Here is a 23528-nt window from a genome sequence, read left to right as displayed (position 1 = left end):
GAGGACAACCCTTATGCTCAAGAACAGTATCCGGAATAAACTGATTGTCCTGCTGATGCTGACGACGATCATTCCCTTTGGAAGCTCCATCATCATTACATATTTTTATACCAAAAATTCTATAGAAAAAGAGGTAGTCGAGGAAAGCAGCAACCTTCTTTATCAGGGGAAAATTAATTTGGAAAGCTACGTCAATGAATTGAACGGGCTGACCATTTCACTCTACAATAATCCAGATTTCATTAATTATATGAGGTCACCAGGAAATGAAAGCAATTACCTGACGATAGGAATTGTCAAAAATGTCGTGCAAACAATTCTTTATACAGAAGACACAATCAGAGGTGTCCGTATTTCTTTTGCAGAAAACGACAGGGTGGTTTCGGCAACCAAACATTCTACTGTGGTCTTTTCAAACAGAAAGAATGATTCCAGGGAAGAAGCTTTCATGAATGCCAGGCTCAGCCCCTACAATATGTATATTGAATCTGCAAACACCCAGCAGGAGAACAGCGTCAAAAGCTCTAAAAATATCGTGACGATCCACCGTGCCTTCACCAATGTTCCAGATGATGAAGTACTGGGGTATATTTCCCTGGATATTGCCCCTGAAAAAATCGTGAATCTCAGCAGGAATCTATATAATGCCGATACTGAGGAATTCTATCTCCTGACGTCGGAGGGAGAGCTGATATACAGTTCAAACAGCGATATCTCACGCAATCAGAAGAGCCAGGAATGGATACCGGAGATTGTGGAAGGAAAAGAAACCTCCGGCACTCTTGAGTGGAAGGAAGACTCTTTCAGCGGGGTAATGATGTATGACAGGCTTTCTCCGTCTGCCGGGGGTTGGATTCTAGTCAAAAGGGTGTCTTACGCTCATCTTTACGAAAGCGCTTTTAGTGTGGCTAAAATCAATATCATGTTCGGCGTCATCGGCCTGACTCTTGTGATCCTGTCAGTCCTGTTCGTTTCTTTTAAAATTACCTCACCGATCAGAGTGCTGCTTCATAATATCCAAAAAGTCGAAGAGGGAGACATGAAGATAGAATCTCAGTCTTTTGGCACGGATGAAATTGGGATGCTGGGGTCTCGCTTCCAGGAGATGATCACCAGGGTCAATCATCTGATTAACAGAGAATACAAGCTGGAACTGGAAAATAAGACAAACCAGTTGAAGGTGCTGCAATCCCAAATCAACCCGCACTTTTTATATAATGCTCTTCAGTCCATAGGCACGATCGCCTTAAAAAATAAAGTTCCTCAAATTTATACGCTGCTTACACATCTTTCTAAAATCATGAGGTACGGGATGAATATGGAAGAAGACATCGTGACACTGAGGAAAGAAATCAATTACACAAACGCCTACCTTCTCCTGCAAAAAGAGAGATTTGGCGAACACCTCCATTATTCGGTCGAGGTAGATGAAAGCATCTGGGAAACAAAAGTACCTAAAATGCTGCTTCAGCCTGTTATTGAAAACTATTTCAAACATGGTTTCGATATCAGGGAGGGAACCGGGATACTAAAGTTGAAGTGTAGTAGAGAACAAGAATACCTGGTGATCGAAATCCAGGATAATGGGGCAGGGGTTACTGAAGAAAGACTGCAAGAGATTCGTGCCCACTTTCAGACCAGTGCCAAAAACAAGACTGGCGGGGAGACAAGCATAGGCTTGAAGAATGTGTATATGAGATTGAAGCTTTACTATGATAGTGAGGCAAGCCTGGACTTTCAGAATATAGAAGGCGGGGGTTTTATGGTCAGCATGAAGCTGCCGGCTGAGATGGAGGGTGAACACTCATGAAAGCACTTATCGTGGATGATGAAAAGCATGTCAGGGAAGGGTTGATCCTGCTGGCACAGTGGGACACCCACGGAATACATACCATTTTGGAAGCGGAAGATGGAGCGGAAGCTATCGAGCTGATCAAGGAACACCGCCCTGAAATCATTTTTACAGACATGAGGATGCCTCGAAGGGATGGTATCAGTCTTTTGAAATGGCTGTATTCAGCTGAAATCAATAGTAAAACCATTGTTGTCAGCGGCCACGATGATTTTCAGTATATGAGGAATGCCCTCTATTATAAAAGCTTTGACTACATCTTGAAGCCGATTGAACCGGAAGTATTGAATGAGACCTTGGGAAAAGCGGTGAGAGAGTGGAAGGTTCAAGCACTTTCAAGGAAAACACAAGTGGAAGAAAATCAAGTTTTGAATGAAGTAAAGCCTCTTTATTGGGACCGTTTCTTCTCCAAGCTGTGCCAGTCACAAGAAGTTTCGGCAGCCGAAGATTATAAAATCAGAAAAGAGTTCGGTCTCTCGATCGCCAATAAACAGAAGAAAATAGCCCTGATACCGATCCAGCAGCTAGTGAAGACAGCCTTCCTGGGAGACCGGGAACTGGCATTTTTCACTGTGAGCAACATTGCCAACGAAATAGTAAGGAAAACCAATGAGGGGGTTTGTTTCCGGAACCTCGACAATGAAGAAGAATTAGTGATCATCATATGGAACGAACAGAACGGTACTCTTATCTTTAATGATATTGTGAGGGCCATCTATCAATACAGCAAGGTTCATCCCCTTCTGGCAGCCGGCAAAGCAACGGTGGACCTTAAAAAGGCCTATGATACCGCTCATCGGGTGTTACAGAACCATGACCTTGCATCTTCAAAAAAAATGGCGACCCTGGAAGAAATGACAAGCAGCCCCCTTCTTCATCTCCTGGATCATTCAAATGAGCTGAAGTGGGCATTGCGCTCAGGCAGTATGGAACAAGTTGATGCGCAGCTCAAGACTCTATTTACCTCTCTGGAAAAAGAGCATACTTTTTCGCTGCAGCAAATTTCAGCATGGGAGACTCAGTTCAATTTACTGAGAAATAACTGGCTGAAAGAATACGAGATTGACAGTGAGGGCCCATTTTATAATGGAAGGGATTATTGGAGTGAAGACGGCAGTTTTGCTCCTGAGAAGTTCAAAAGGGAGAAAGCGGGAGAATTCAAGGAACTTGTGGAGCTTCTGTCTCAGGCAAAATACCAGACAGAAAAGAACAGTATGCAGCAAATTGAAGAGTATTTGCTGCAGCATTACCAGGAGGACATCACGCTTCAGGAGATTGCGGACCGCTTCTATCTCAGCAGGGAGTACATCTCCAGAAAATTCAAGCAGGATTATAAGGCAACCATCACGGACTACTTGACGAGTATTAGAATGGACAGAGCCAAGAAACTGCTTGAAAATCCTCATCTGAAAATCTATGAAGTGGCTTATGGAGTCGGCTATCAGAATGAAAAATACTTCAGCAAGGTGTTTAAAAAACAAGAAGGAGTCACGCCTAATGAATTCAGGCAGTCTCTTTCTGGAAAAATATAAACTTTGGAGGTACCAGCAATGATTAACGTTACAGTATGGAATGAAAACAGACATGAACAGAAAAACCAGACCGTCCGCGATCTTTATCCGGAAGGCATCCACGGAGCCATCGCCTCATTTTTGGGAGAGGAGCCGTTCACTGTTAAAACTGCGACTCTCGATGAAGACCAGCACGGTTTGACAGAAGAAGTCCTGGCAAACACAGATGTCCTGCTTTGGTGGGGACATATCGCCCATGAAGAAGTCTCCGATGAAGTAGTGGAGAAAGTAAAGCAGCGGGTATTGGACGGGATGGGCCTGATTGTACTCCACTCCGGACATTTTTCAAAGATTTTTAAAACCTTGATGGGTACTTCCTGTGATCTTAAGTGGAGGGAAGCCAATGAGAAGGAGCGCATCTGGATGGTCGATCCAAGCCATCCGATCGCTGAAGGCCTCGGAGAATACATTGAGCTTGAAAGAGAGGAAATGTACGGTGAGCACTTCGATATCCCGGCCCCTGATGAGCTCGTGATGGTCAGCTGGTTCGAAGGCGGAGAAGTGTTTCGCAGCGGATGCACCTACAGGCGCGGCAACGGCAAGGTATTCTATTTCCGCCCAGGCCATGAAACATACCCTACCTACTACAATAAAGAAGTTCAAAAGGTCATTGTCAATGCTGTTAACTGGGCTGCGCCAGTGAAGCGTGAAAGACCTGTCTATGGAAATGCGCAGCCGCTTGAAACGATCAAAGGCACAAACTAAAGCTGAGGAGGAAATGAAATGAACAAAATTAAAATTGCGGTAATTGGCTGCGGAAGCATAGCTCAGCACCGCCACCTGCCTGAATATGCAAATAGTGAACTAGTGGAGATCACGGCTGTATGCGATATTGTCAAAGAAAGAGCAGAAGAGGTCGCTGAAAAGTACGGAGCGCGGGCCTATACAGAGTATGAAGAACTGCTGGCCAATGAGGAAGTGGATGCTGTCAGCGTCTGCACACCAAACTACCTTCATGCCCCAATCTCGGTGGCTGCACTGAAAGCAGGGAAGCATGTCCTCTGTGAAAAACCAATGGCTACATCGACTGCAGAAGCAGAAGAGATGATCGGTGCAGCAGAAGCGGCCGGCAAGAAGCTGATGATCGCGCATAATCAGCGTTTTGTTCCTTCACACGAAAAGGCGAAAAAGCTGATTGAAAACGGTGAGATCGGTAAAATTTACAGCTTCCGTTCTGCTTTCGGCCATGGCGGTCCAGAAGGATGGAGCGCAGATGGCAAGGACAGCTGGTTCTTCAAGAAGGATGAAGCATTCATCGGTGCCATGGGAGATCTCGGAGTACATAAAACAGATCTGCTTCGCTACATTCTTGGCGAAGAGTTTTCCGAAGTTGGCTCCTTCATTGAAACCAGTTCAAAGGAAAATGCCGATGTGGATGATACAGCTGTTTGTGTCTTGAAAACAGAAAGCGGGATCATCGGGACCCTTGCAGCAAGCTGGTCCTATGTTTCAAAAGAAGATAACTCAACGATTATCTATGGAGAGAAGGCCATCCTGCGTCTGGAAGATGATCCAGTCCATTCGCTCGTCGTCCAATATGTCAATGGAGAAGTCGTAAGATATGAGCTTGGCGGTATTCAGACCAATGAAGAAGGCGGCCAAAAAAGTTCCCGCGTCATTGAGCAGTTTGTAAAATCTATCGTAGAGAATACAGAACCGGCTGTAACAGGGGAAGAAGGCATGAAGTCTCTACAGGTGGTTCTTGCTGCCCTGGAATCGAATGAAACCAAAAGAATCGTAAAAATCTGATTGAGGTGTATACAGCTATGACAAAACTTCGAATGGGGATGATCGGTGTCGGCGGGATTGCTCAGTCACGCCACATCCCTGCTTATCAAAAACTTCAGGATATAGTTACTGTCGAAGCCGTCAGTGACATCAATACACAGCGCGCGGAAGAGGCTGCTGAACAATTCGGTATCCCGCAAGTATTCAGTGACTATCATTACATGTTTCCTCATATAGATGCGGTCACAATCTGCACACCAAATAAGTTTCATGCAGAAATTAGCATCGCCGCTTTAAATGCTGGAGTTCACGTCTTCTGTGAAAAACCGATGGCGATGACTCCCGAAGAATGCCAGGCGATGATCGATGCGGCGGAGAAGTCCGGAAAAGTCTTGAGCATCGCCTACCACTACCGCTTCATGAAAGAAAGCCAGGCGGCCAAAAGACTGATTGACCAGAATGAAATAGGAGAGCCGATTGTCGCAAGGGCGAGGGCTATCCGCCGCAGAAAAGTTCCCGGCTGGGGTGTATTCACCAATAAGGAGCTTCAAGGAGGAGGGAGCCTGATCGATTACGGCTGCCATTTCCTTGATCTCTCTCTATGGCTGCTTGGCAATCCAACTCCTGTAGAAGTTACCGGGACCACCTATAACAAGCTCAGCAAAATTGCCGATGAAGTGAACATGTGGGGAGACTTTGACCGCGAAAGCTTTGAAGTGGATGACCATGTGACAGCCTACATCAAATTTGATAACGGCGCCTCTATGCTGTTTGAAACTTCATGGAGTGCAAATGTAAAGAGGGACGAAGAAGTGATGAGCATTTCTGGACTGACGGGCGGACTTGATCTGTTTCCCCTTCATGTAAACCAAATGAAGCATGGCATGCTGCTCAGCAGTAACGCGGACTGGGTGCCGGGCGAAGAAGATCCCGGCATCCCTCAGGCGGAGAATTTTATCAGGAGCTGCCTGGGACTCGAGGAACTTGTTGTCAAACCGAGTGAAGCCATGAAAGTATCAAAAATCATTGAAGCCATATACCAAAGCAGTGAAAAGGGTGGAAGCATCCGACTGCAGTAGGAGGAAGCACATATGAAACTGGGAGTATTTACTGTCTTATTTTCGCAAAAGAACTTCGAAGAAATGCTGGATTATGTAAAAGAAGCGGGGCTGCATGCAGTCGAAATCGGCACTGGGGGATATCCAGGGAATGCACATTGCGACCTTGACACGCTTTTGAAAAGTGAAGAAAAACGCGCTGAGTATCTTGAAAAAGTAACTTCAAGAGGCTTGGAAATCAGTGCATTCAGCTGTCATGGAAATCCGATTTCCCCTGAAAAAGCTTTTGCGGAGGAATCTCACGCCGCCCTTCAAAAGACCATCCGTCTTGCCGGGCTGATGAATGTTCCAGTCGTTAACTGCTTTTCAGGAACAGCAGGAGATCACGAAGGGGCCAAGCATCCAAACTGGCCGGTCTCTCCATGGCCGAACGAATATGGCGATATCCTGAAGTGGCAGTGGGAAGAAAAACTGATTCCTTATTGGAAAGAGATGGGGAAATTAGCTCAAGAGAATAATGTAAAAATCGGCCTCGAATTACACGGTGGATTCCTGGTCCATACCCCTTACACAATGCTGAAGCTGCGTGAAGAAACCTGTGACGCCATCGGGGCAAATCTTGACCCAAGCCATCTTTGGTGGCAGGGCATCGATCCGGTCGCAGCCATCAAAATCCTTGGAAAAGCGGGAGCCATTCACCATTTCCATGCAAAGGACACGTATATCGACCAGGACAACGTCAATATGTATGGACTGACAGACATGCAGCCATACGGCAATATCCAGACAAGAGCATGGTCCTTCCGCTCCGTCGGCTGCGGCCACAGCCTGCAGGAATGGTCTGATATGATGAGTGCATTAAGGACCTTCGGCTATGATTACGTCGTCAGCATCGAACACGAAGACCCGATCATGTCCATTGAAGAAGGCTTTGCACGGGGAGTGAAAAACCTGAAATCTATTTTGATTGAAGAGCAGCCTTCTGAGATGTGGTGGGTTTAGGATATTATTGAAATTAGTTTCTGAGTAAATATGAAAGATAGGGTGCCAGCTCTTTTTGGGTTGGTGCTTTTTTTGTTTGGTGTTCTGTTAAAGGGGCAGTTGAATAGGAAACGAGATTTAGTGACTTGCGTTATTAGGAATCGTCACTATATTTTTGAGAAAAATAAAAAATTATAAGTGTTACGTAATAATTTTCAAAGGCTATTTACATAGTTAATTGAATGTTGGATAATATTAGGTAATATTAACTGCGATGAAGAGAAGAGTAGGTAATGAAATCTTTGTCAGAGAGCTCCGGTTGGTGAAAAGGAGCAAGGATTTTTTTACTGAAGCAAGCCTCGGAGCATCACATTGGAACTTACTAAGGGATAGTGTGACGGGTACTCCCGTTATAGAGGAAGGGTATAAACTGATGTTATATAAGCGTACCTGTTAAGGTTAATATGGCGACATATTAATAAAACTGGGGTGGCACCGCGATCATAATCTCGTCCCCAAGACATTTGTCTTGGGGGTGGGATTTTTTTTATTTAAAGAAAAGGAAAAAAATAGATTTTAAGAGTTCAAATGCTCTTTTTACAAGGGGTGTGGCTGTAGAAAAGTAAAGATTTCCGCTCCAGCCGCACGACTCCGCGGGGCGGGCGGTGAGCCTCCTCGGCTTCGCCTGTGGGGTCTCACCTGTCCCGCTAGTCCCGCAGGAGGTCGCACGACTTCCGCTCCAATCCCCCTATATAAATGAAGAGTATATTTAAATAGCATTCTAATGCAACAATCTTTTAGAAAAAGACCCTTTCATAATTACGTACAAATGAATCAGCCCGAGTCGTTGAAATTAATTAAACTAAAGAAGCATCTCTTAAATAACCATGTTAAGGTACAGTATATATATTTTTGGGTGAATATTAATAAATTTTATCTAGAGGAGAATGGTTATGGCACAATTATCAATTCAGGAATTAACTGTGGAAAATATGTATAAATGTTTGGACCTAAAGTTAGCGGATGATCAAGTGGACCGGATCGCTCCTAATGTTTACTCTATTGCAGAGTCGAAGGTGAATTCCAATTTCACACCGTACGCCATACATTTGGATGAGGAAGTTATAGGTTTTGTGATGACGGAATATGATCCCAAAGAGAGTGAAGAGAGGAAGTATTGGATTCCCAGGTTTATGATAGACATATCTTATCAAAGAAAAGGATACGGAAAAGAGGCGATGCAGCAAGTCATAGATATGTTCAAAGAAAGTGATGACTGTCATTACATCAGCCTTTCAACAGAGCCGGATAATTATTCTGCGCTTAGATTCTATGAATCACTTGGATTCGTAAACACAGGCGTATTGTTAGAGGAAAGAGAAACTATTTTACTTTTAAAAGTTAGGGAGTAACTTTCGAAAAATGCCTTTTCAGGAAAAAGTGAGGATGAGTTGCCAAATACCCTTCTTCCGCAAACGGCGATAGTTTACGTCTATGGAACTTCTTTTATTTATTGGGGCGTCTGTTGAACAGGCAGCCGCCTTTTTTCAAATGAATTGGCAGTTTAAACAATAAGGAAGCAGGTTTCTGGAGATAAAAATATCGGGCATATGATAGAGCGGATTAGTCGTGTGAAAGACCGGTTGTTCGCTGATAAAGACTGTGTATAATAATTACTTAGAGATTAGGATTGTGAATTACGAATAGAGTGGGCTATGGATATTCGAACTTTAGTGGGATGTTGGTGTGGGGAAATCAATTATAAAAGAAATTCCTTTCCTAAATAATGTTAAAGATGTTATTGAAATTAAAAAAGGATTTTCCTCAGATGAAAAATATTTAATACATATGCAAGAGGGTAATAATAAGCTGCTGCTTCGGATGTTTGATTTAGAAGAGTTGGAATTCAAGAAATCAGAAAACTCGATTCTCGAAAGGATGCAGGAATATAATGTTACTTGTTCACAACCGATTTCAATAGGTGAAGCAGGAAACCGGGGGTTTATGCTCACTTCATACATAGAGGGTAAGGATGCTGAGGATGAAATTCCATTATACTCAGATGAGGAGCAATTTAATATTGGTATCGAGGCGGGCAAAGAATTAAGAAAAATGCATGAATTTCCTGCTCCTGAGCAAGTTCCTTCCTGGTATTACAGGAAAGTTGAAAAGCATAGGAAATATATCGATGCTTACTTAGAGTGTGAGATAAAGGTTAAGAATGACCGAAAAATAATGAACTTTATTGATGAGAATATCCACCTGATGAAACAACGTCCGAACTTATTTCAGCACGATGACTTTCATTTAGGCAATATCATTGTAAATAATAAAAAGCTTGCTGGAGTTATAGATTTTAACAGATATGATTGGGGAGATCCTATTCATGAATTTCTAAAGATAGGAATTTTCACACGAGGAGTAAGCATTCCTTTTTCAATAGGCCAGATCAGAGGTTATTTTAATAATAGCGAACCTGATGAAGAGTTTTGGAGGTTGTACTCACTTTACATGGCAATGTGCGTTTTCTCTACTGTAGTATGGACTTTAAGAACGATTCCAAACAATATGGATGAGATGTTAGATAGAGTATACCTGTACTTAGATGATCATGATTATTTCAGCAGGTTAAAACCTAAGTGGTTTGAAAAAAATTTCTTTTGAAAGAGATTTTATACAAAGGCTTATCCCTTACAACACAGTTTATTTACTCATGGCACCTATCCTAAAGGATTAGTGCCTATTTGTGTTGAATATTGTTAAATGTAGTGACCCTTTTAGGGGTGGATGTGGAGGAGTATAAATGGAACTATTGCAAGGAAAGATTGCTGTTGTGACAGGTGCATCACGTGGAGCAGGCAGGGGAATTGCTCTCGAGTTGGGCAGGGCAGGAGCAACAGTATATGTGACAGGTCGGAGTGTAAAGGGAGCGACAACCGATAATCGACCAGAAACGATTGAGGAAACCGCTGCCGGCGTTACTTCACGGGGCGGCAAAGGCATCGCAATACGGTGTGACCATACAAATGACGAAGAGGTGAGAAACCTGTTTGATCAAATTGAAAGGGAACACGGACGGATTGATATTCTCGTCAATAGTGTATTTGGAGGTTCTGAAAGTTCGCTGCCCCCAGGAGAAGGACGGCTTTTCTGGCAGCGCCCACTGGAGCATTGGGATGCTATGATGGTTGCCGGGCCGCAGGCTTACCTGCTGACTACTCGTTATGCTGCACCGCTGATGGCACAGCACCGTAATGGGTTGATTGTAAATGTCACTTTCTTTATGAAAGATAGAGTGGCAGGCAATTTATATTACGATTTAGCCATGAATGCCATTAATCGAATGACAATGGGGATGGCAAAAGAACTGAAGGAGTTTAACGTTTCAGCGGTTGCTGTCTGTCCAGGTTGGATGCGTACAGAAAGAGTTATTGATTCAGGTTATGGGCCGGAAGATGGCACAACGGAAACCACCGCTTATGTAGGTCGCGCTGTTGCAGCATTAGCATCAGATTCCCAGATATCTAGTATTTCTGGTGAAGCAGTTATGGTCGCTGAATTGGCAAGGAAGTATGGCTTTACGGATGAAGATGGATCTCAGCCTTTGCCGTTTGAAGGATAACTTGCTTCCTGTACCTCAGAAGGCAGCTTTAAGTTCAATGAATTTGTTATCATTGATTCGTCTTTCTTCGAGCAGAAGACTATTCTGGAATGGGAGTGGTACCAATGTATCGTGACAAACAAGATAAAAATTCTCCGTGCCAGGGATTTTGGGAGATGAAAGCAGGCTGTTTAACTATTTCTGTAGCAGTTTAGTTATGCTGGGAAGAATTATAAAAGGAGGAACAGGATACTAATGAACATTGAAGCAGTTTTTGTTGACCGTGATGGAACTATCGGTGGTAATGGACACTTTATCCACCCGAAGGATTTCTCCCCATATTCCTTCAGTAGAGCTGCACTACAAATTTTAAAGGAAAATAATATTAAAATTTTTGCTTGTACTAATCAACATAGAATTAGCAGAGGTGAAGCAACTCTCGAAGATTTTTACAAGGAATTTCAATCATATGATTTTGATGATGCCTTTATTTGTCCTCATGGTTCAGTTGATACCTGCAATTGTCATAAACCAAAACCGGGAATGCTTTTGGCGGCATCTGAAAAATATAATATAGACTTAACCAAAACTGTATTTATTGGTGACGTTGGTTCAACTGATATGTTGGCAGCTCATTCTGTGGGAGCGACAAAAATATTAGTTCTTACAGGGTGGGGATATAGTTCTCTAAATCAACACAGGGATAAATGGGCAGCAATTGAACCAGACTATGTTGCTGAAAACCTTTTAGAAGCTGTTAAATGGGTCATAAGTAAAAGTGAGGAATAATTCTTTATTTAGCAGGAGAGAACCTTCTCTACATTACATAGTCTAATTTTATATATAACAAGCAGGAGGCAAAGCAGTAGACATTCAGCTATCTATTAAAAAAAACCCCCAACCTCAAACGGAAGCAGGGGGCAAAACCATTCTATTTTTTATTAACAGATGCATCATAAATCGATTCAATGGCACTCTTCATAGCTTCGTCGAAATCCTGGGAGGTTTGATTGAATCTCAACTCTTCTGCAAGTGCACGGGAGAAGCTTGCAATCATTCCGTCGTTTTTTTTCAATTTCTCGTTTGCTTCATCACGAGAGTATCCGCCGGAAAGGGCCACGACCCTTACTACGCGCGGATGCTCGACCAATTCCTTGTAGGCATTGGCCTTTGTCGGAATGGTGAGCTTCAGCATTACATTTTCGTCTTCAGACAGATCATTCAGCTGCTGCAGGATCTCCTTCTGCAGAATTTCTTCACATTCTTCCTTTTTCTCACTGTTGATATTAACTTCCGGTTCAATGATAGGAACTAAATCTGCTGCGATGATTTTATTGCCGACTTCGAATTGCTGGTCCACGACAGCTTTGATTCCTTCTTGATTCGGTTCATGGACGACTGAACGCATTTTGGTGCCAAAAATGTTGCGTTCATTCGCACGGCGAAGGGTCTCGTCTAAATCTGGATTCGGCTTCATGAGCTGGACGCCGTTTTCTGTTTGAGCTAGTCCTTTATCCACTTTTAAGAAGGGAACAATGTTTTGGTCAGCCAGATAATCCGCTGTATATTGCCCCTCTACTTTGCTGTCCATCGTCTGCTCGAATAAAATGACTCCAAGGATATGCTCTGAACTGAATGCAGGAGATGTGATGATTCTTGTGCGCATCGTGTGCACCTGTTCAAACATCTCATCTTCATTCGAATACGCATCTCCCATAACGCCATAAGCTTCCAGTGCTTTTGGTGTGCTGCCGCCGCTCTGGTCCAGCGCGGCAATAAATCCTTTTCCATTCTTCATACGATCCAATTGATTTTGATTCATAAATTCCACTCCTTTTTCATTTACTTCTCTGATAAACCTTCCTCTATACTAGTTCCCCATTTTTATAAGGAGTTAACATATATTAAATGAATCGAAAGGAGATAGAGCATTATCTCAAAAAATCTATAAGAGTAATGACGTAATCTGTATATAGTGTTTCAAGTGCTCAAGGGGCAGCTTTTTGTCTATCTTGGAAATCCATTATAAGGTAGACTAACTATAAAATAGATGAATCACTGATTATGTAAGGTGGGATTTGATGAAGAGTCGAAGCACTATGCATTACTGGCGTCCAAGTGAGGAAATTGGGGAAGTGTTAGAATTTGAAAAGCTTGAATACATATTCCCCAAAGTCAAAATTATATATCAAATTATTAAAGATAAAAAACTCTTAGATAAATATGTTTGCTTCACATTTAATGAAGGAGTTCTTTCCCTAAGATTTTCTGATGAATGTCATCGTTCTGAGATAAATAACCTTAAATATGTAGATTCAAGAAATCCCGGGCAGTATGGTCGAAAGGAATTATGGCCGTTATACACAATGGAAAACTCTGAATTTGAAAAATGGTATTTGAGTAAGGGCGCAGGACCAGGTTTTGGAGCTGAAATAACTGATTATGTTTTTGTTGATTCAGTGAATCTCCTTGAAGTTTTGAGTAATTATGAACCAATTGTGACTATACATCATTCTGTGAATGACATCTGATACATTAATATGGTAATTCAAGAATAAACTTTTTGCTTAATAAGTTAGTTGTGACGCAATAGAGAAAATCATCTAGTAGTTCCAAAAAAGTATTTAATTCTCTTAACTAGCAGGGTTATCGCTGTTGTTATATTTAGTTAATATGGTAAATGGAAATCAGCTTTCTTTGTTCCTCTATCGGGAGGCTAGTGAGGAAATGCTCCAATGGATCAATTAGAAATAGAAAGAATAATTCAACGGTGAGTTTTTAAATGAGACGAATAAAAGGGGTAAAGCTTGATGTTAAATTCTATCATTCAACAGTTCGGGATACAGGTACTATCAACCAATGAGGTTGAAGACTCCTTTAGTTCAACTGTTTATAGGTGTACTTTAACCAATGGTGAAAACGTTTATTTGAAGATGCCTTTTTCCAAGGTTAAGTTTCAGCGGGAATTAGAAGCCTATAAGATATTAAACGGAAGAGTAGCCATTCCGGAATTGCTGGACTTTTGGAGGGGTGATGAGGAGTGTGCCGGTGCATTCCTGCTATCTGAATTAAAGGGAAAGCCGCTGACATCCAGGGTTTCACCATCAGTTGCATATCAGGTTGGGGTTCTTCATGCAGAAATGCACTCTGTCAGTCCACCCGCAGATGAAGAGTTAGAGGGCATAAAAAATGAGTTTTCGAACTGGTCTCAATTTATCGAAGAACAATTCTATAGTTTTGCCCAAGATGTAAAGGGCATAGTAGATGAAGAATTATATCGAAAGTCCATTGAGAAATTTGAAGAGATGAAAAAGCAGCTCCCTGCTCCAGACGGACCAAGCTTTGTTCACATGGACTTTCGTCCGGCAAATATTATAGTCAATAATGATGAAGTTTCAGGAATTATTGATTTTGAAAGTGTAAGATTTGGTTCTACAGAAGTGGATTTTACTAAACTGCACCGCGATTTTTTAAGTGAGGATGATCACTTGTATAAGGCATATAAAGAGGGATATACCAGCATCAGGCCATTGATTGATCTAGAAAGTGTACTGCCTTTCTACCGATTTGCTGATGCGTTCAATAGTATCGGCTGGTGTAAACGCAGAGGTATTGAAAAAAATGCTGTATTTCTGGAAGAGAATTTAGCGAGGTTGAATAACTGGGTGTTATAAAATAGTCTGAGAGAATTGATACCAGAATGTAAGGTTAAGAACCATATGTCACCTTTGAAAACGATTATATAAAATGGTTCACTTCTAAAGGTTTGTTGGTAGTAATGTTTTTTCACCTCAACCCCTTTACGTAAAGGGATTGGAGTGGAAGTTGTGTGATCTCCTGCGGGACTAGCGGGACAGGTGAGACCCCGCAGGCAAAGCCGAGGAGGCTCACCGCCCGCCCCGCGGAGTCGCACGGCTGGAGCGGAAATCCAATGCATTTACAGCAGCAATTATTTTTAGCGAAAAGATGGTAATTCATAAAGCAGAGACCGCATATGATCTCTGCTTTTTCTATTAATTCTCATCCACAGTAAAAGTTCCTTCTCCACCATGAATCGAAACAAACATATCCATCAGCGATTTTGTCAGCTTTTCGCTTTCCTCGACTGAGAGGGAAGGCTTGAGGAAAATAATTTGTACTGCGTTCTTTGTTTCCTCTTCAACGGGAGCCCGGGAGGAGTCAACAAACGGGCTGCCGAAGGGACCGCTGTTGTCGCTTGCTACAATCAGGTTTTCAAGGGAGTTTTCCCGGCCATTCAGGCCAATGTAGGTTTCACCTGGTTCTCCAAGTCTTAATTCAATGTTTTCCCCTTGCAGATTATCAAGGTTATAGATGCCGATCGGTACTTCGTATTGAAGAGAAAAGAAGTTGTTGAGATCGATGGCCGAATTGATTGTCTGCAGGTAGTTCTGCTTTTGAATACGGCGAAATAATGCCTCAGCCGAATGCCGGTAGCGGTTGGGATCTTTTCCGGCAGTCTTGAAAATCTTTCTCCATTGGGCGACGCCGTCTATCTCGGTGACGCCTTTTTGCTGCAGGTCGAAGAAGATGGATTCTTGAAAGAGTTGAAGCCTTCCTTTCAGCATTTGCGGGGAAGCTCCGACTTCGATATCCTTATATTGAATAAATCCAATTTTAAATCCATCTATTTTCTCTGTAATTGCAGGGCTTATCGTAATTTCCACTTATTTTCCCTCCACATTTATTTTAAAATAGTTTATCATAGTACACGGTCATATTTCATATAAGCGAATTCGTCATGTACATTTATAATAAATAATCAAACCATATATGTAAGCTAAACTAAATAGAAAGGAGGAGAGAGCAATGGATTTTGATGGGCTGAAGCAGGATATCATTGAATACAGCAAGGAAATCGGTATTGATAAGATCGGGTTTACGACAGCGGATACTTTTTCGGAAATGAAGAACCGCCTGCTGCGCCAGGAGATGCTTGGTTATCAGTCAGGGTTTGAGGAAAAAGATATCGAAAAACGAGTCGATCCCTCATTGATTTTCGACGGACCGAAATCTATCATCGCAATTGCTCTTGCCTATCCTTCACGGATGAAAGATGCTCCTCAAAGCAAGAGAGGAGAGCGCAGGGGCATTTTTTGCAGAGCCTCTTGGGGCACAGACTACCATGCCGTGCTAAGAGACCGCTTGGCGAAGCTTGAAGACTATATCCGTTCTAAGGTTCCTCAAGCTCAGTTCAAATCCATGGTGGATACCGGTGAACTTGTCGACCGGGCTGTTGCCGAACGTGCGGGAATTGGCTGGAGCGGAAAAAATTGCGCCATTATCACACCGGAGTTTGGCTCTTATGTCTACCTTGGTGAAATGATCACTAATTTGCCTTTTGCTCCTGATGAGCCGATCGAAGAGAATTGCGGTACATGCAATAAGTGTGTGGATGTTTGTCCGACGGGTGCACTTATCGAAGGCGGACAGCTCAATGCCCAGCGATGCATTGCCTTCCTGACCCAGACGAAAGGGTTTCTGCCTGATGAATTTCGAACCAAACTTGGCAACAGGCTGTATGGCTGTGATACGTGCCAGACAGTTTGTCCTGAAAACAAAGGGAAGGACTTCCATAACCATTGGGAAATGGAACCGGATCCTGAAATCGCCAAGCCGCTGCTGAAACCTTTGCTGACGATAAGCAACAGGGATTTTAAAGAGAAGTATGGGCACGTATCCGGTTCATGGAGAGGGAAGAAGCCGATTCAACGGAATGCCATCATTGCCCTGGCTCATTATAAAGATGAAGCTGCGATATCTGAACTGATCTCTGTGATGGAGAACGATGTAAGACCTGTCATCAGAGGCACAGCTGCCTGGGCAGCAGGGAAGATAGGCGGCAAGGAAGCGGAAGAAGCTCTGCAAAGGCTTCTTGAAAAAGAGAAGGATGAAGAAGTGATTTCTGAAATTTATAAGGGGCTGGAGATGCTGTCGGCTACTTGAAAACGGACCTGCTGCAAAAGCCTGGTCCGTTTTTGGTTGTCTGCTATAGGGTCCTCTTAACTTTGCTGCTATTTAATATGACTACTGGAAGATAACATCCTATTCTACCGGATTTCTAAAAAAAGTTTGCTATAAGAGGACAAATAACGCTGAAGCCAAAACGATTCCGAGAACAAACGGAAGAAGCCTGCTCTTGCGTTCACTAGGCAGTTCTTCTTTTATTGTATTGAGAAGGATTCCGCCTGCAAGCCAGCTGAACCAGAGGGCAAAGACAGGTGTGGGGAGGGTGACGAAACATCCTAACAACCAGCCTCCGACGAGAGATAGGGCTAGAACCGTCGAACCTTCCGGGTCATAGCGTTTTTTATGATCGAGCCGTAAGCCGACATCGTTGACCATGAGATGCAATAAGAAGGCTGCTGAAAAAATGACCAAGTGCTTCGGCTCCTGCTTCACCCCTTTGATAAGATAATACCCAATAAAGGAATTGTAAATGACAAATGCTCCGATATGGATGCTGAATATGAGAAAACTAGGATTTTCCCCATTTTGATTGCCACGTTTGACGAAATGGTTGATAGAGTAAAAGGCAAGGAAGCCGATGGTGGCAATCAGGTACAAGCTATAGTCGTGAAATCTCTCCGGTATGTCCCATGACAGGTTGAATTCCTTTTGGAACTTTTGAAATTCAGGGAATAAGTGCACGGTCACATATGCGATGGATGCTCCGCTGGAAATGGAAAGAAGCGGTTTCCGAGGCTGCTCCATCAAACTGGTAAAGTACTTAACAAAAAAGTGGACACCCACAAATAATACGATAAGAAAAAAGCTAAGTATAATCATTCTTCAACCTCCTTGTATTCCCTATTCCCAAGCGCAATTGCGTGGAAACAAGCACACGAAAGGACCAGAACAAAGTTAATCATATATATAAAGACAAATTGATTGTCCTATGAATAGGTTTTTGCTAGAATCAATTGAACTTATTGGAAATTTAAGTATAAGAGTTTTATACTTTGAAAGTGTATTAAAGGAAGGAAGTTTAACAAGCATGATACAACAACCAACAGGCAAGGAACGGATAGCCCTGGCTTTTCTACTGGGAATGCTGGGTGTGCTCGGCCCGCTGAATATCGATATGTACTTGCCGAGTTTTCCTGGCATAGCCAGTGACCTTGGGACAACGGCGTCACAGGTCCAGCTCAGTTTGACAAGCTGTCTGATCGGACTTGCAGCCGGTCAGATTGTGGTAGGCCCGATCAGTGATGCAAAAGGGCGAAGGAGCCCATTGCTGCTCTTTATCTTTTTGTTTGCCCTGGCTTCGATTCTTTGTGCTGTCGCACCTAGTATCACAGTTCTTATTATTGCTCGTTTTCTGCAGGGCTTCACTGCGTCGGCAGGAGTAGTGCTTTCACGTGCCGTTGTACGGGATGTGTTCAGCGGAAGAGAGTTAACGAAATTCTTCGCTCTGCTGATGGTCATCAATGCGACTGCACCGATGATTGCCCCGATAACGGGCGGAGCTATACTGCTTCTTCCTTTTTCAACATGGAATACCATATTTTATTTTCTTGGATTTCTTGGATTTGTGATTGTAGGAGTCATCGCCCTGAAGCTGAAGGAAACTCTTCCGCCCGAAAAGCGGATTCCGAGTACTCTTGGAAGTACTGTCAGGACAATGGGCAGCTTGCTTGTGGACCGGTCCTTTATCGGATACGTGCTGACCATCGGATTGATTCATGGAGGAAGTTTTGCCTATGTTGCAGGAACGCCGTTTGTGTACCAGGGAATCTACGGGGTATCTCCACAGGTATTCAGCATTCTCTTTGGGATTAACGGCCTGGCGATTATAACAGGCAGTTTCCTCATTGGCAGGCTGGGCGGCATTATCCCGGAAAGAAAGTTGCTAAGAGCAGCGGTCATCATCGCTGTCAGTGCGACTTCTTTCCTGCTCGTCATGACAATTATTGAAGGCCCGCTGGCTGCAATCGTTATTCCAATCTTCATTTATATGACATCGATGGGTATGGTTCTGACAAGCACCTTCACTCTGGCGATGGAACATCAGGGCCACCGCGCAGGAAGCGCCAGTGCCGTCTTAGGAATGCTTCCTCTTGTTGTGGGATCGATTGTATCCCCGCTTGTAGGCATCAATGAGTCGACTGCAGTTCCGATGGGAGCGACTCTTTTTATCACCTCCGCCCTAGGTGCCGTCGCATTCTTCACCTTTACTGGAGAGAAGCGGGTTTCAGGACTGCACCTTAGTACAAAACGAAATTGATCATTGTTAATTAAGAGCTGGCTGCTTATCTTGTAAAGAGATAGGTGGCTGGCTTTTTTTACAGTTTTAGAAAGGAAATATTTACAATTTATTCACATTGTGATATATTTTGATTGATCAATCAATCATTTTTTATAAGGAGTTTTATCTATGCCTGAAACTCAACTGATGAGCGAAAAGAAGAAATTGAAACGAAGCAGTATCTTAAAAGCAGCCGTCAAGCAATTCAGTGAAAATGGCTTTGCAGAAACAACCATCGCAGCCGTGGCTAAAGAGGCGGGAGTCAGCTTCGGGACGGTCTTTACCTATTTTGAGACCAAACAAGCGCTGTATGAAGCAGCCATCTTGGAGCCGCTCGAAGAAATCAAACCATATTTTTTAGAGGTGAATGATCAATTTAAGGGAAGCCCCTTGGAAAAAATCAAGGAGATGATTCAATGTCATATCAATTTATTTTCTGAAAGAAGCGAATTCCTGCGATTAATTCAACAGGTACTGGGAAGCCCAGAACGATTTCCCGTGCTGTTTGAGGAATTGGCGTCTTTTGTCAATGACTTTGTAGGCAGTGTGATTCCTGTCATTGAAGAAGGCCAGAGAGAGGGCGTTTTTTATGAAGAGTCTCCTTCGCTGATTGCCGAATCGTATTTATCCATCCTCAATGGTATGAGACTGACATTCACCGATGAGTCCACTCACTCTATATGGAATAGCCTGACTATCCAGGCGCTGCGTTTATTCGGCCCAGTGACGAAAGGATGAGGAGGAAACGGAGTGAGACTGAAAGATATTCATCCCAATATTAGACTGCGTTTGATTATGCAATTTTTAGGGGGACTCGTCTCCATGGCGGTGATTCCCTTTCTGGCGATTTATTTTGCTGAAAAGATTGGTGCCGCGGTAACAGGAATCCTCCTTGTTTTGATCGTCATCTGCGGAGTTGCCGGCGGTTTTATCGGAGGACATATCTCTGATAAGATCGGGCGCAGGAAAATCATGATTTATGCCGAAATGGGAGTTTTACTTTCCTACCTGTTGATCTCTCTGTGCAACTCTCCATGGTTTGATCTTCCTTATGTATCAGCTGGATTGTTCATCATCAACATGTTCTGCGGAGGGTTGTTTCAGCCTGCTGCACAGGCCATGATTATCGATGTCACTGACACAGGCTCGAGAAAGCTAGTGTTCACAATCAGTTATTGGCTGGGCAACTTGGCGTCCGCAATAGGAGGGATTTTCGGAGCGTTCCTTTTTAAAGACTATCTATTTCAACTATTCATAGGAGTGTCGGCGATTTCCCTGCTTTCCGTCCTTGTCACCGTTTTCTTCATCTCAGAGACCTACACACCTTCCTCATCATCAGAACCTGCGAAAAAGACTGCCCCTGCTTCAATGTTTCGGGATTATGCCGCTGTGGTGAAAGATAAACTGTTCTTGTTTTATATTATTGGAGCAGTACTAATTCTGTCTTTAGAGGAGTCACTGACGAACTACGTGGGAATCCGGCTGGAAAGGGATATCCCTGAACAATCCGTATCCTTGCTCAGGTTTGACTTCATGTTCGATGGAACAAAAATGCTTGGTTTTCTGCGGACGGAAAGTACTTTGCTGGTCGTCCTCCTGTCGGCTTTCGTATTAGTTTTGACGAAGAAATGGAAAGACCGCTGGACACTTGTGACTGGTATGTTTATCTTTTGCGTTTGCTACAGCACCTTTGCTTTTACCAATAACATAATGTTCTTGTTCATCGCGATGTTTATCGGCACAATCGGGGAACTGATGTATGTTCCCATAAAGCAGGCCATGATAGGGGATCTTGCTCCTTCTCATGCAAGAAGCACCTACATGGCGTGCTACAGCATGACTTTTTACGGAGCCACCATTGTCGCCTCGCTTTTAATCATAGCAGGGGAATGGATTCCGCCCGTATCCATGGGAATCCTGCTGCTTTCATTGGGGCTCTTCGGCACGTCCCTCTATGCTGTTATCATGAAAAAACTTCAAATAAAAGAAGCCGAGAGTGAGCCTGACACAAAAGAAGCCGTATCATCTTAATAGGAAGGAGTGTTGCTTATGAAAAGAGAAGATGTTGTGTATGCTCTGATTTTTGATGAGCTCGAAAAAAGGGTGCTCATGGTCAAGAATGCCGGTTCAGTGTGGACGCTTCCGGGAGGTGCTGTTGAAACAGGGGAAACCCTTGAAGAGGCAGTGATCCGCGAGGTGAAGGAAGAAACCAATCTAACAGTGGAAGTGGAAGAACTTCTTGCTGTGAATGAAGCTTTCTTCTTGAAAAAAGAGGTTCATCCCCTGTTTTTTACTTTTAAAACAAGAGTGTTAGAGGGTGAGGTTTCAATTCTGGATCAAGAAGAAATAGAGGAAATCCAGTGGGTTGATATTGAAACGGCAGATGAGAGGATGCCTTATCATCGCGGTGGAGTGCAAGGCCTTTTGAATGGGGAGCTGAGTTATACCTATCAGGGGAAGAGTTAGTTCTAACAGAAAGGCCGGTGCTAATGAGTCGTAAATGACTTAGGACTTTGAATTCAAAATGGCCTTAAAAGGTCAGGCTGGATTAAAGCGAAAGTGGTGCGGCATCCTTAGTACCTTGGTCCAAAGGATGCCTCACACCTGGAGCAGAATTTACGGTACTTTCTGTTTAGTGCCTGTCCACTTCCAAATCTTCCGTTTCTGTCACAGCCACTTGGTACGCATCCAGAATAGAATCAACATCCTCCTCATTTTTGATGCTGACGAGATATTGATCGTCTCCTTCTTCCTCCACCTTCATGACAATTGTGTGATTGGAATGAGCCGATTTGAGCATCGCGTAAGAGCGGCCTTTCATTTCAAATAAAGCTTCTACTGTATAGTCTTCACGCTGTCCGTTTTCATCTTCAACCGTAACCATATCCCTATACACATCGTGCATAAAACATCCCCCATTTTAAAAAGTAGTCGTGACTATCATTTCCTTGCACTACATGGTTCATGTTGAGATATTCTTCCATAGAGGTTATTATTTTCTACCAAAGTGAAGCAGTCCGATCAGAAGCCATACGACAAATAAGACGGATGTAAGAATGAGCATCGGTACTGCTCCAAACTGCACGATTAAAGGCAGGGAAGCAGCTGTAAATAATCCGCCGCCCATCACTGGCTCGAATAGTAACTGTTTGTAACCGAAGCTGTCAAAGGCTGGTGTCTTTCTTTCAGGATCAACGATTTGCAGAAGAAGCAGCCCTGTGGGAGTCATTCCCATTGATTGTCCAAAATCAACAATTCCACGTTCAAACCAATGATCAGGCATCATTCTTGGTGCTAAAAACAGTAAAGAAAGGACATTCCAGAGAATCCCCGCCGCAGCAAGAATCAGGAATGGCAGAAGGTTGTTGCCTATGACTGTAAGGGACAAGGACGCCACGGATGCCGTGATTAGCAAATCCAGTGACAGTCCCTGAATGCGTTTTATAAGTTCTCTATTTATGATGGTAAATTTAAAAAGTCTCTTGGATAAAAGCTGCACCACAACACCGCCTGCCATAGCCAGCGGAAAGAGGGGGACATATTCAAAAATATACACATCGAACATTGCACCCCAAGTGAGTTTTTCGAGTTCCACAAAGACCCATTGCACAAGCAATCCGATACCGATTGCTGCACCGATATGAGCAACATGGATGGTGAGTGATTCGATCGATTGCTGCCGTGTGGTCAAGTTTCCGGCGGATACCCCCTCCTCTGTAAAGATGCCTTTCTTTTCCGATTGAGAAAGCTCGGAGGGTTTCTCAGCCTGCTTCGTCTTATTGTTTCGAATTCCCCAGTTAACTATGATCATACCGGCAATGACTGCCGACAGAATTCCTATTGTCGCGAGCCCCAAGGCAAGATCGGCACCGTCTTCAAAGTCCAGGGATTCAAATGTACTGGATAAACCAGCTGCAGTTCCCGGTCCTCCCTGAAAGCTGATTTCAATCAGAGCTCCAGCTGCGGGGGGCAGATCAAAGAATGTAGATAAAACAAACAAAGCCAGCAACAGCCCAATGACATATTGCCCCCAACCGACTGTCAGTCCGTACGATAACTGAGGTCCCGCCTGCTTCCATATTGACTTTGGCCCTGGAAGGGATTTGCCCAGGAATAAGGCAGCAAAAATAATCGTAATCAAGATTTCCGGCATGAGTCCGAATGTTTCCATGATGCCTTCTGTAAAAAGACCGGAATCAAAAGTTTCACCAGGAACTATTTTACCAAGCACCTGAGGGCCTGCTGCCAAACCCAGCAGTCCGGCTATGATGGAAGTTGGTATAAAGTATCTTTGGAATAAAGGAGTTAAAATTCTTATCCACTTGCTTATGAGTAAAAGCGCACTGAGAGCGACTAGAGCGAGGATGAATGAAGGTGTATCCACTAATGTATGCCTCCTTAAGATTATGTCCATGTAAGTATGTAAGCATTGAATGGCTGAAAATCATCTATGTACACTCAGAAAAGCCAA

General features: G+C 43.4%; 22 protein-coding genes and 1 other annotated feature. Of the genes, 17 read left to right on the top strand and 5 right to left on the bottom strand.

The window, feature by feature from the left end; translation table 11 throughout:
- Positions 1 to 13 precede the first annotated feature (13 nt).
- The 10 genes from FZC79_RS19750 (at position 14) to FZC79_RS19705 (ending at position 11580) form a co-directional block, all read left to right on the top strand.
- Positions 14 to 1810 carry a sensor histidine kinase gene (locus tag FZC79_RS19750; protein WP_148948439.1) on the top strand — a complete coding sequence of 599 codons (1797 nt, stop codon included), beginning with the start codon at positions 14 to 16 and terminating at the stop codon, positions 1808 to 1810.
- Positions 1807 to 3384, top strand: coding sequence for a response regulator transcription factor (locus FZC79_RS19745; RefSeq protein WP_148948438.1), 1578 nt, complete (start codon positions 1807 to 1809; stop codon positions 3382 to 3384). The genes FZC79_RS19750 and FZC79_RS19745 overlap by 4 nt, the downstream gene beginning before the upstream one ends.
- An 18-nt stretch (positions 3385 to 3402) precedes the next feature.
- On the top strand, positions 3403 to 4128 hold the full coding sequence (locus FZC79_RS19740; protein ID WP_148948437.1) for a ThuA domain-containing protein: 726 nt from the start codon (positions 3403 to 3405) through the stop codon (positions 4126 to 4128).
- A gap of 18 nt (positions 4129 to 4146) precedes the next feature.
- Positions 4147 to 5172 carry a Gfo/Idh/MocA family protein gene (locus FZC79_RS19735; RefSeq protein WP_148948436.1) on the top strand — a complete coding sequence of 342 codons (1026 nt, stop codon included), beginning with the start codon at positions 4147 to 4149 and terminating at the stop codon, positions 5170 to 5172.
- A 17-nt stretch (positions 5173 to 5189) separates the two neighbouring features.
- The gene (locus tag FZC79_RS19730; protein WP_148948435.1) at positions 5190 to 6230 is read left to right on the top strand and encodes a Gfo/Idh/MocA family protein; all 1041 of its coding nucleotides are present in this window, start codon (positions 5190 to 5192) and stop codon (positions 6228 to 6230) included.
- A gap of 12 nt (positions 6231 to 6242) precedes the next feature.
- Positions 6243 to 7211 carry a sugar phosphate isomerase/epimerase family protein gene (locus FZC79_RS19725; protein WP_148948434.1) on the top strand — a complete coding sequence of 323 codons (969 nt, stop codon included), beginning with the start codon at positions 6243 to 6245 and terminating at the stop codon, positions 7209 to 7211.
- A gap of 244 nt (positions 7212 to 7455) precedes the next feature.
- Positions 7456 to 7710: a binding site (T-box leader), on the top strand.
- A 433-nt stretch (positions 7711 to 8143) separates the two neighbouring features.
- Positions 8144 to 8602, top strand: a complete 459-nt coding sequence (locus FZC79_RS19720) for a GNAT family N-acetyltransferase (protein WP_187442904.1) — start codon at positions 8144 to 8146, stop codon at positions 8600 to 8602.
- A 334-nt stretch (positions 8603 to 8936) separates the two neighbouring features.
- On the top strand, positions 8937 to 9854 hold the full coding sequence (locus FZC79_RS19715; RefSeq protein ID WP_148948432.1) for an aminoglycoside phosphotransferase family protein: 918 nt from the start codon (positions 8937 to 8939) through the stop codon (positions 9852 to 9854).
- A gap of 139 nt (positions 9855 to 9993) precedes the next feature.
- Positions 9994 to 10812 carry an SDR family NAD(P)-dependent oxidoreductase gene (locus FZC79_RS19710; protein ID WP_148948431.1) on the top strand — a complete coding sequence of 273 codons (819 nt, stop codon included), beginning with the start codon at positions 9994 to 9996 and terminating at the stop codon, positions 10810 to 10812.
- Between the two features lie 234 nt (positions 10813 to 11046).
- On the top strand, positions 11047 to 11580 hold the full coding sequence (locus tag FZC79_RS19705; protein WP_148948430.1) for an HAD-IIIA family hydrolase: 534 nt from the start codon (positions 11047 to 11049) through the stop codon (positions 11578 to 11580).
- A 142-nt stretch (positions 11581 to 11722) separates the two neighbouring features.
- Here FZC79_RS19705 and FZC79_RS19700 read toward each other — a convergent pair whose 3' ends face one another.
- The gene (locus FZC79_RS19700; RefSeq protein ID WP_148948429.1) at positions 11723 to 12613 is read right to left on the bottom strand and encodes a fructose bisphosphate aldolase; all 891 of its coding nucleotides are present in this window, start codon (positions 12611 to 12613) and stop codon (positions 11723 to 11725) included.
- Between the two features lie 277 nt (positions 12614 to 12890).
- Here FZC79_RS19700 and FZC79_RS19695 point away from each other — a divergent pair, with 277 nt between their 5' ends.
- Both FZC79_RS19695 and FZC79_RS19690 read left to right on the top strand, forming a co-directional pair.
- On the top strand, positions 12891 to 13322 hold the full coding sequence (locus tag FZC79_RS19695; RefSeq protein ID WP_187442903.1) for a hypothetical protein: 432 nt from the start codon (positions 12891 to 12893) through the stop codon (positions 13320 to 13322).
- 279 nt (positions 13323 to 13601) lie between these two features.
- Positions 13602 to 14465: a phosphotransferase family protein gene (locus FZC79_RS19690; protein WP_148948427.1), complete on the top strand. Its 864-nt coding sequence runs from the start codon at positions 13602 to 13604 to the stop codon at positions 14463 to 14465.
- Positions 14466 to 14804: 339 nt separating this feature from the next.
- Here the strand turns inward: FZC79_RS19690 and FZC79_RS19685 are convergent, their stop codons facing one another.
- Entirely contained in the window at positions 14805 to 15476 is a 672-nt protein-coding gene (locus tag FZC79_RS19685; RefSeq protein WP_148948426.1) for a B3/B4 domain-containing protein, read from the bottom strand.
- 142 nt (positions 15477 to 15618) lie between these two features.
- On the opposite strand from FZC79_RS19685, the gene queG reads away from it, so the two are divergent.
- On the top strand, positions 15619 to 16755 hold the full coding sequence (queG, locus tag FZC79_RS19680) for a tRNA epoxyqueuosine(34) reductase QueG (protein WP_148948425.1): 1137 nt from the start codon (positions 15619 to 15621) through the stop codon (positions 16753 to 16755).
- A gap of 129 nt (positions 16756 to 16884) precedes the next feature.
- Here queG and FZC79_RS19675 read toward each other — a convergent pair whose 3' ends face one another.
- Positions 16885 to 17598, bottom strand: coding sequence for a hypothetical protein (locus FZC79_RS19675; RefSeq protein WP_148948424.1), 714 nt, complete (start codon positions 17596 to 17598; stop codon positions 16885 to 16887).
- A gap of 208 nt (positions 17599 to 17806) precedes the next feature.
- Between FZC79_RS19675 and FZC79_RS19670 the strand changes: the two genes are divergently transcribed.
- From FZC79_RS19670 to FZC79_RS19655, 4 genes are all read left to right on the top strand, one after another.
- A complete protein-coding gene (locus FZC79_RS19670; protein WP_148948423.1) occupies positions 17807 to 19036 on the top strand; it encodes a Bcr/CflA family efflux MFS transporter in 1230 nt (409 codons plus the stop codon).
- 150 nt (positions 19037 to 19186) lie between these two features.
- On the top strand, positions 19187 to 19795 hold the full coding sequence (locus tag FZC79_RS19665) for a TetR/AcrR family transcriptional regulator (RefSeq protein WP_148948422.1): 609 nt from the start codon (positions 19187 to 19189) through the stop codon (positions 19793 to 19795).
- Between the two features lie 12 nt (positions 19796 to 19807).
- Positions 19808 to 21088 carry an MFS transporter gene (locus tag FZC79_RS19660; RefSeq protein ID WP_148948421.1) on the top strand — a complete coding sequence of 427 codons (1281 nt, stop codon included), beginning with the start codon at positions 19808 to 19810 and terminating at the stop codon, positions 21086 to 21088.
- Positions 21089 to 21106: 18 nt separating this feature from the next.
- Complete coding sequence (locus FZC79_RS19655; RefSeq protein ID WP_148948420.1) at positions 21107 to 21523, top strand: NUDIX hydrolase; 417 nt, start codon at positions 21107 to 21109, stop codon at positions 21521 to 21523.
- Between the two features lie 166 nt (positions 21524 to 21689).
- Here FZC79_RS19655 and FZC79_RS19650 read toward each other — a convergent pair whose 3' ends face one another.
- Both FZC79_RS19650 and FZC79_RS19645 read right to left on the bottom strand, forming a co-directional pair.
- Positions 21690 to 21962 (bottom strand): DUF1292 domain-containing protein, encoded by a 273-nt coding sequence (locus tag FZC79_RS19650; protein ID WP_148948419.1) that lies wholly within the window; start codon positions 21960 to 21962, stop codon positions 21690 to 21692.
- 87 nt (positions 21963 to 22049) lie between these two features.
- On the bottom strand, positions 22050 to 23441 hold the full coding sequence (locus FZC79_RS19645; RefSeq protein WP_252183407.1) for a sodium/glutamate symporter: 1392 nt from the start codon (positions 23439 to 23441) through the stop codon (positions 22050 to 22052).
- Positions 23442 to 23528 lie beyond the last annotated feature (87 nt).

Source organism: Rossellomorea vietnamensis (assembly GCF_008180615.1).
GTDB lineage: Bacteria > Bacillota > Bacilli > Bacillales > Bacillaceae_B > Rossellomorea > Rossellomorea vietnamensis_D.
Note: the sequence above shows the minus strand (reverse complement) of the source record. Positions and strands in the feature narration are given on the sequence as shown.

Bases quoted from the DNA above. Each gene is read 5' to 3' on its own strand.
- FZC79_RS19735 (WP_148948436.1), top strand. From the start codon at position 4,147: ATGAACAAAATTAAAATTGCGGTAATTGGCTGCGGAAGCATAGCTCAG.
- FZC79_RS19750 (WP_148948439.1), top strand. From the start codon at position 14: ATGCTCAAGAACAGTATCCGGAATAAACTGATTGTCCTGCTGATGCTG.
- FZC79_RS19725 (WP_148948434.1), top strand. From the start codon at position 6,243: ATGAAACTGGGAGTATTTACTGTCTTATTTTCGCAAAAGAACTTCGAA.
- FZC79_RS19655 (WP_148948420.1), top strand. From the start codon at position 21,107: ATGAAAAGAGAAGATGTTGTGTATGCTCTGATTTTTGATGAGCTCGAA.
- FZC79_RS19720 (WP_187442904.1), top strand. From the start codon at position 8,144: ATGGCACAATTATCAATTCAGGAATTAACTGTGGAAAATATGTATAAA.
- FZC79_RS19675 (WP_148948424.1), bottom strand. From the start codon at position 17,598: ATGATTATACTTAGCTTTTTTCTTATCGTATTATTTGTGGGTGTCCAC.
- FZC79_RS19665 (WP_148948422.1), top strand. From the start codon at position 19,187: ATGCCTGAAACTCAACTGATGAGCGAAAAGAAGAAATTGAAACGAAGC.
- FZC79_RS19670 (WP_148948423.1), top strand. From the start codon at position 17,807: ATGATACAACAACCAACAGGCAAGGAACGGATAGCCCTGGCTTTTCTA.
- FZC79_RS19730 (WP_148948435.1), top strand. From the start codon at position 5,190: ATGACAAAACTTCGAATGGGGATGATCGGTGTCGGCGGGATTGCTCAG.
- FZC79_RS19705 (WP_148948430.1), top strand. From the start codon at position 11,047: ATGAACATTGAAGCAGTTTTTGTTGACCGTGATGGAACTATCGGTGGT.
- FZC79_RS19700 (WP_148948429.1), bottom strand. From the start codon at position 12,613: ATGAATCAAAATCAATTGGATCGTATGAAGAATGGAAAAGGATTTATT.
- FZC79_RS19710 (WP_148948431.1), top strand. From the start codon at position 9,994: ATGGAACTATTGCAAGGAAAGATTGCTGTTGTGACAGGTGCATCACGT.
- FZC79_RS19745 (WP_148948438.1), top strand. From the start codon at position 1,807: ATGAAAGCACTTATCGTGGATGATGAAAAGCATGTCAGGGAAGGGTTG.
- FZC79_RS19690 (WP_148948427.1), top strand. From the start codon at position 13,602: ATGTTAAATTCTATCATTCAACAGTTCGGGATACAGGTACTATCAACC.
- FZC79_RS19650 (WP_148948419.1), bottom strand. From the start codon at position 21,962: ATGCACGATGTGTATAGGGATATGGTTACGGTTGAAGATGAAAACGGA.
- FZC79_RS19740 (WP_148948437.1), top strand. From the start codon at position 3,403: ATGATTAACGTTACAGTATGGAATGAAAACAGACATGAACAGAAAAAC.
- FZC79_RS19695 (WP_187442903.1), top strand. From the start codon at position 12,891: ATGCATTACTGGCGTCCAAGTGAGGAAATTGGGGAAGTGTTAGAATTT.
- queG (WP_148948425.1), top strand. From the start codon at position 15,619: ATGGATTTTGATGGGCTGAAGCAGGATATCATTGAATACAGCAAGGAA.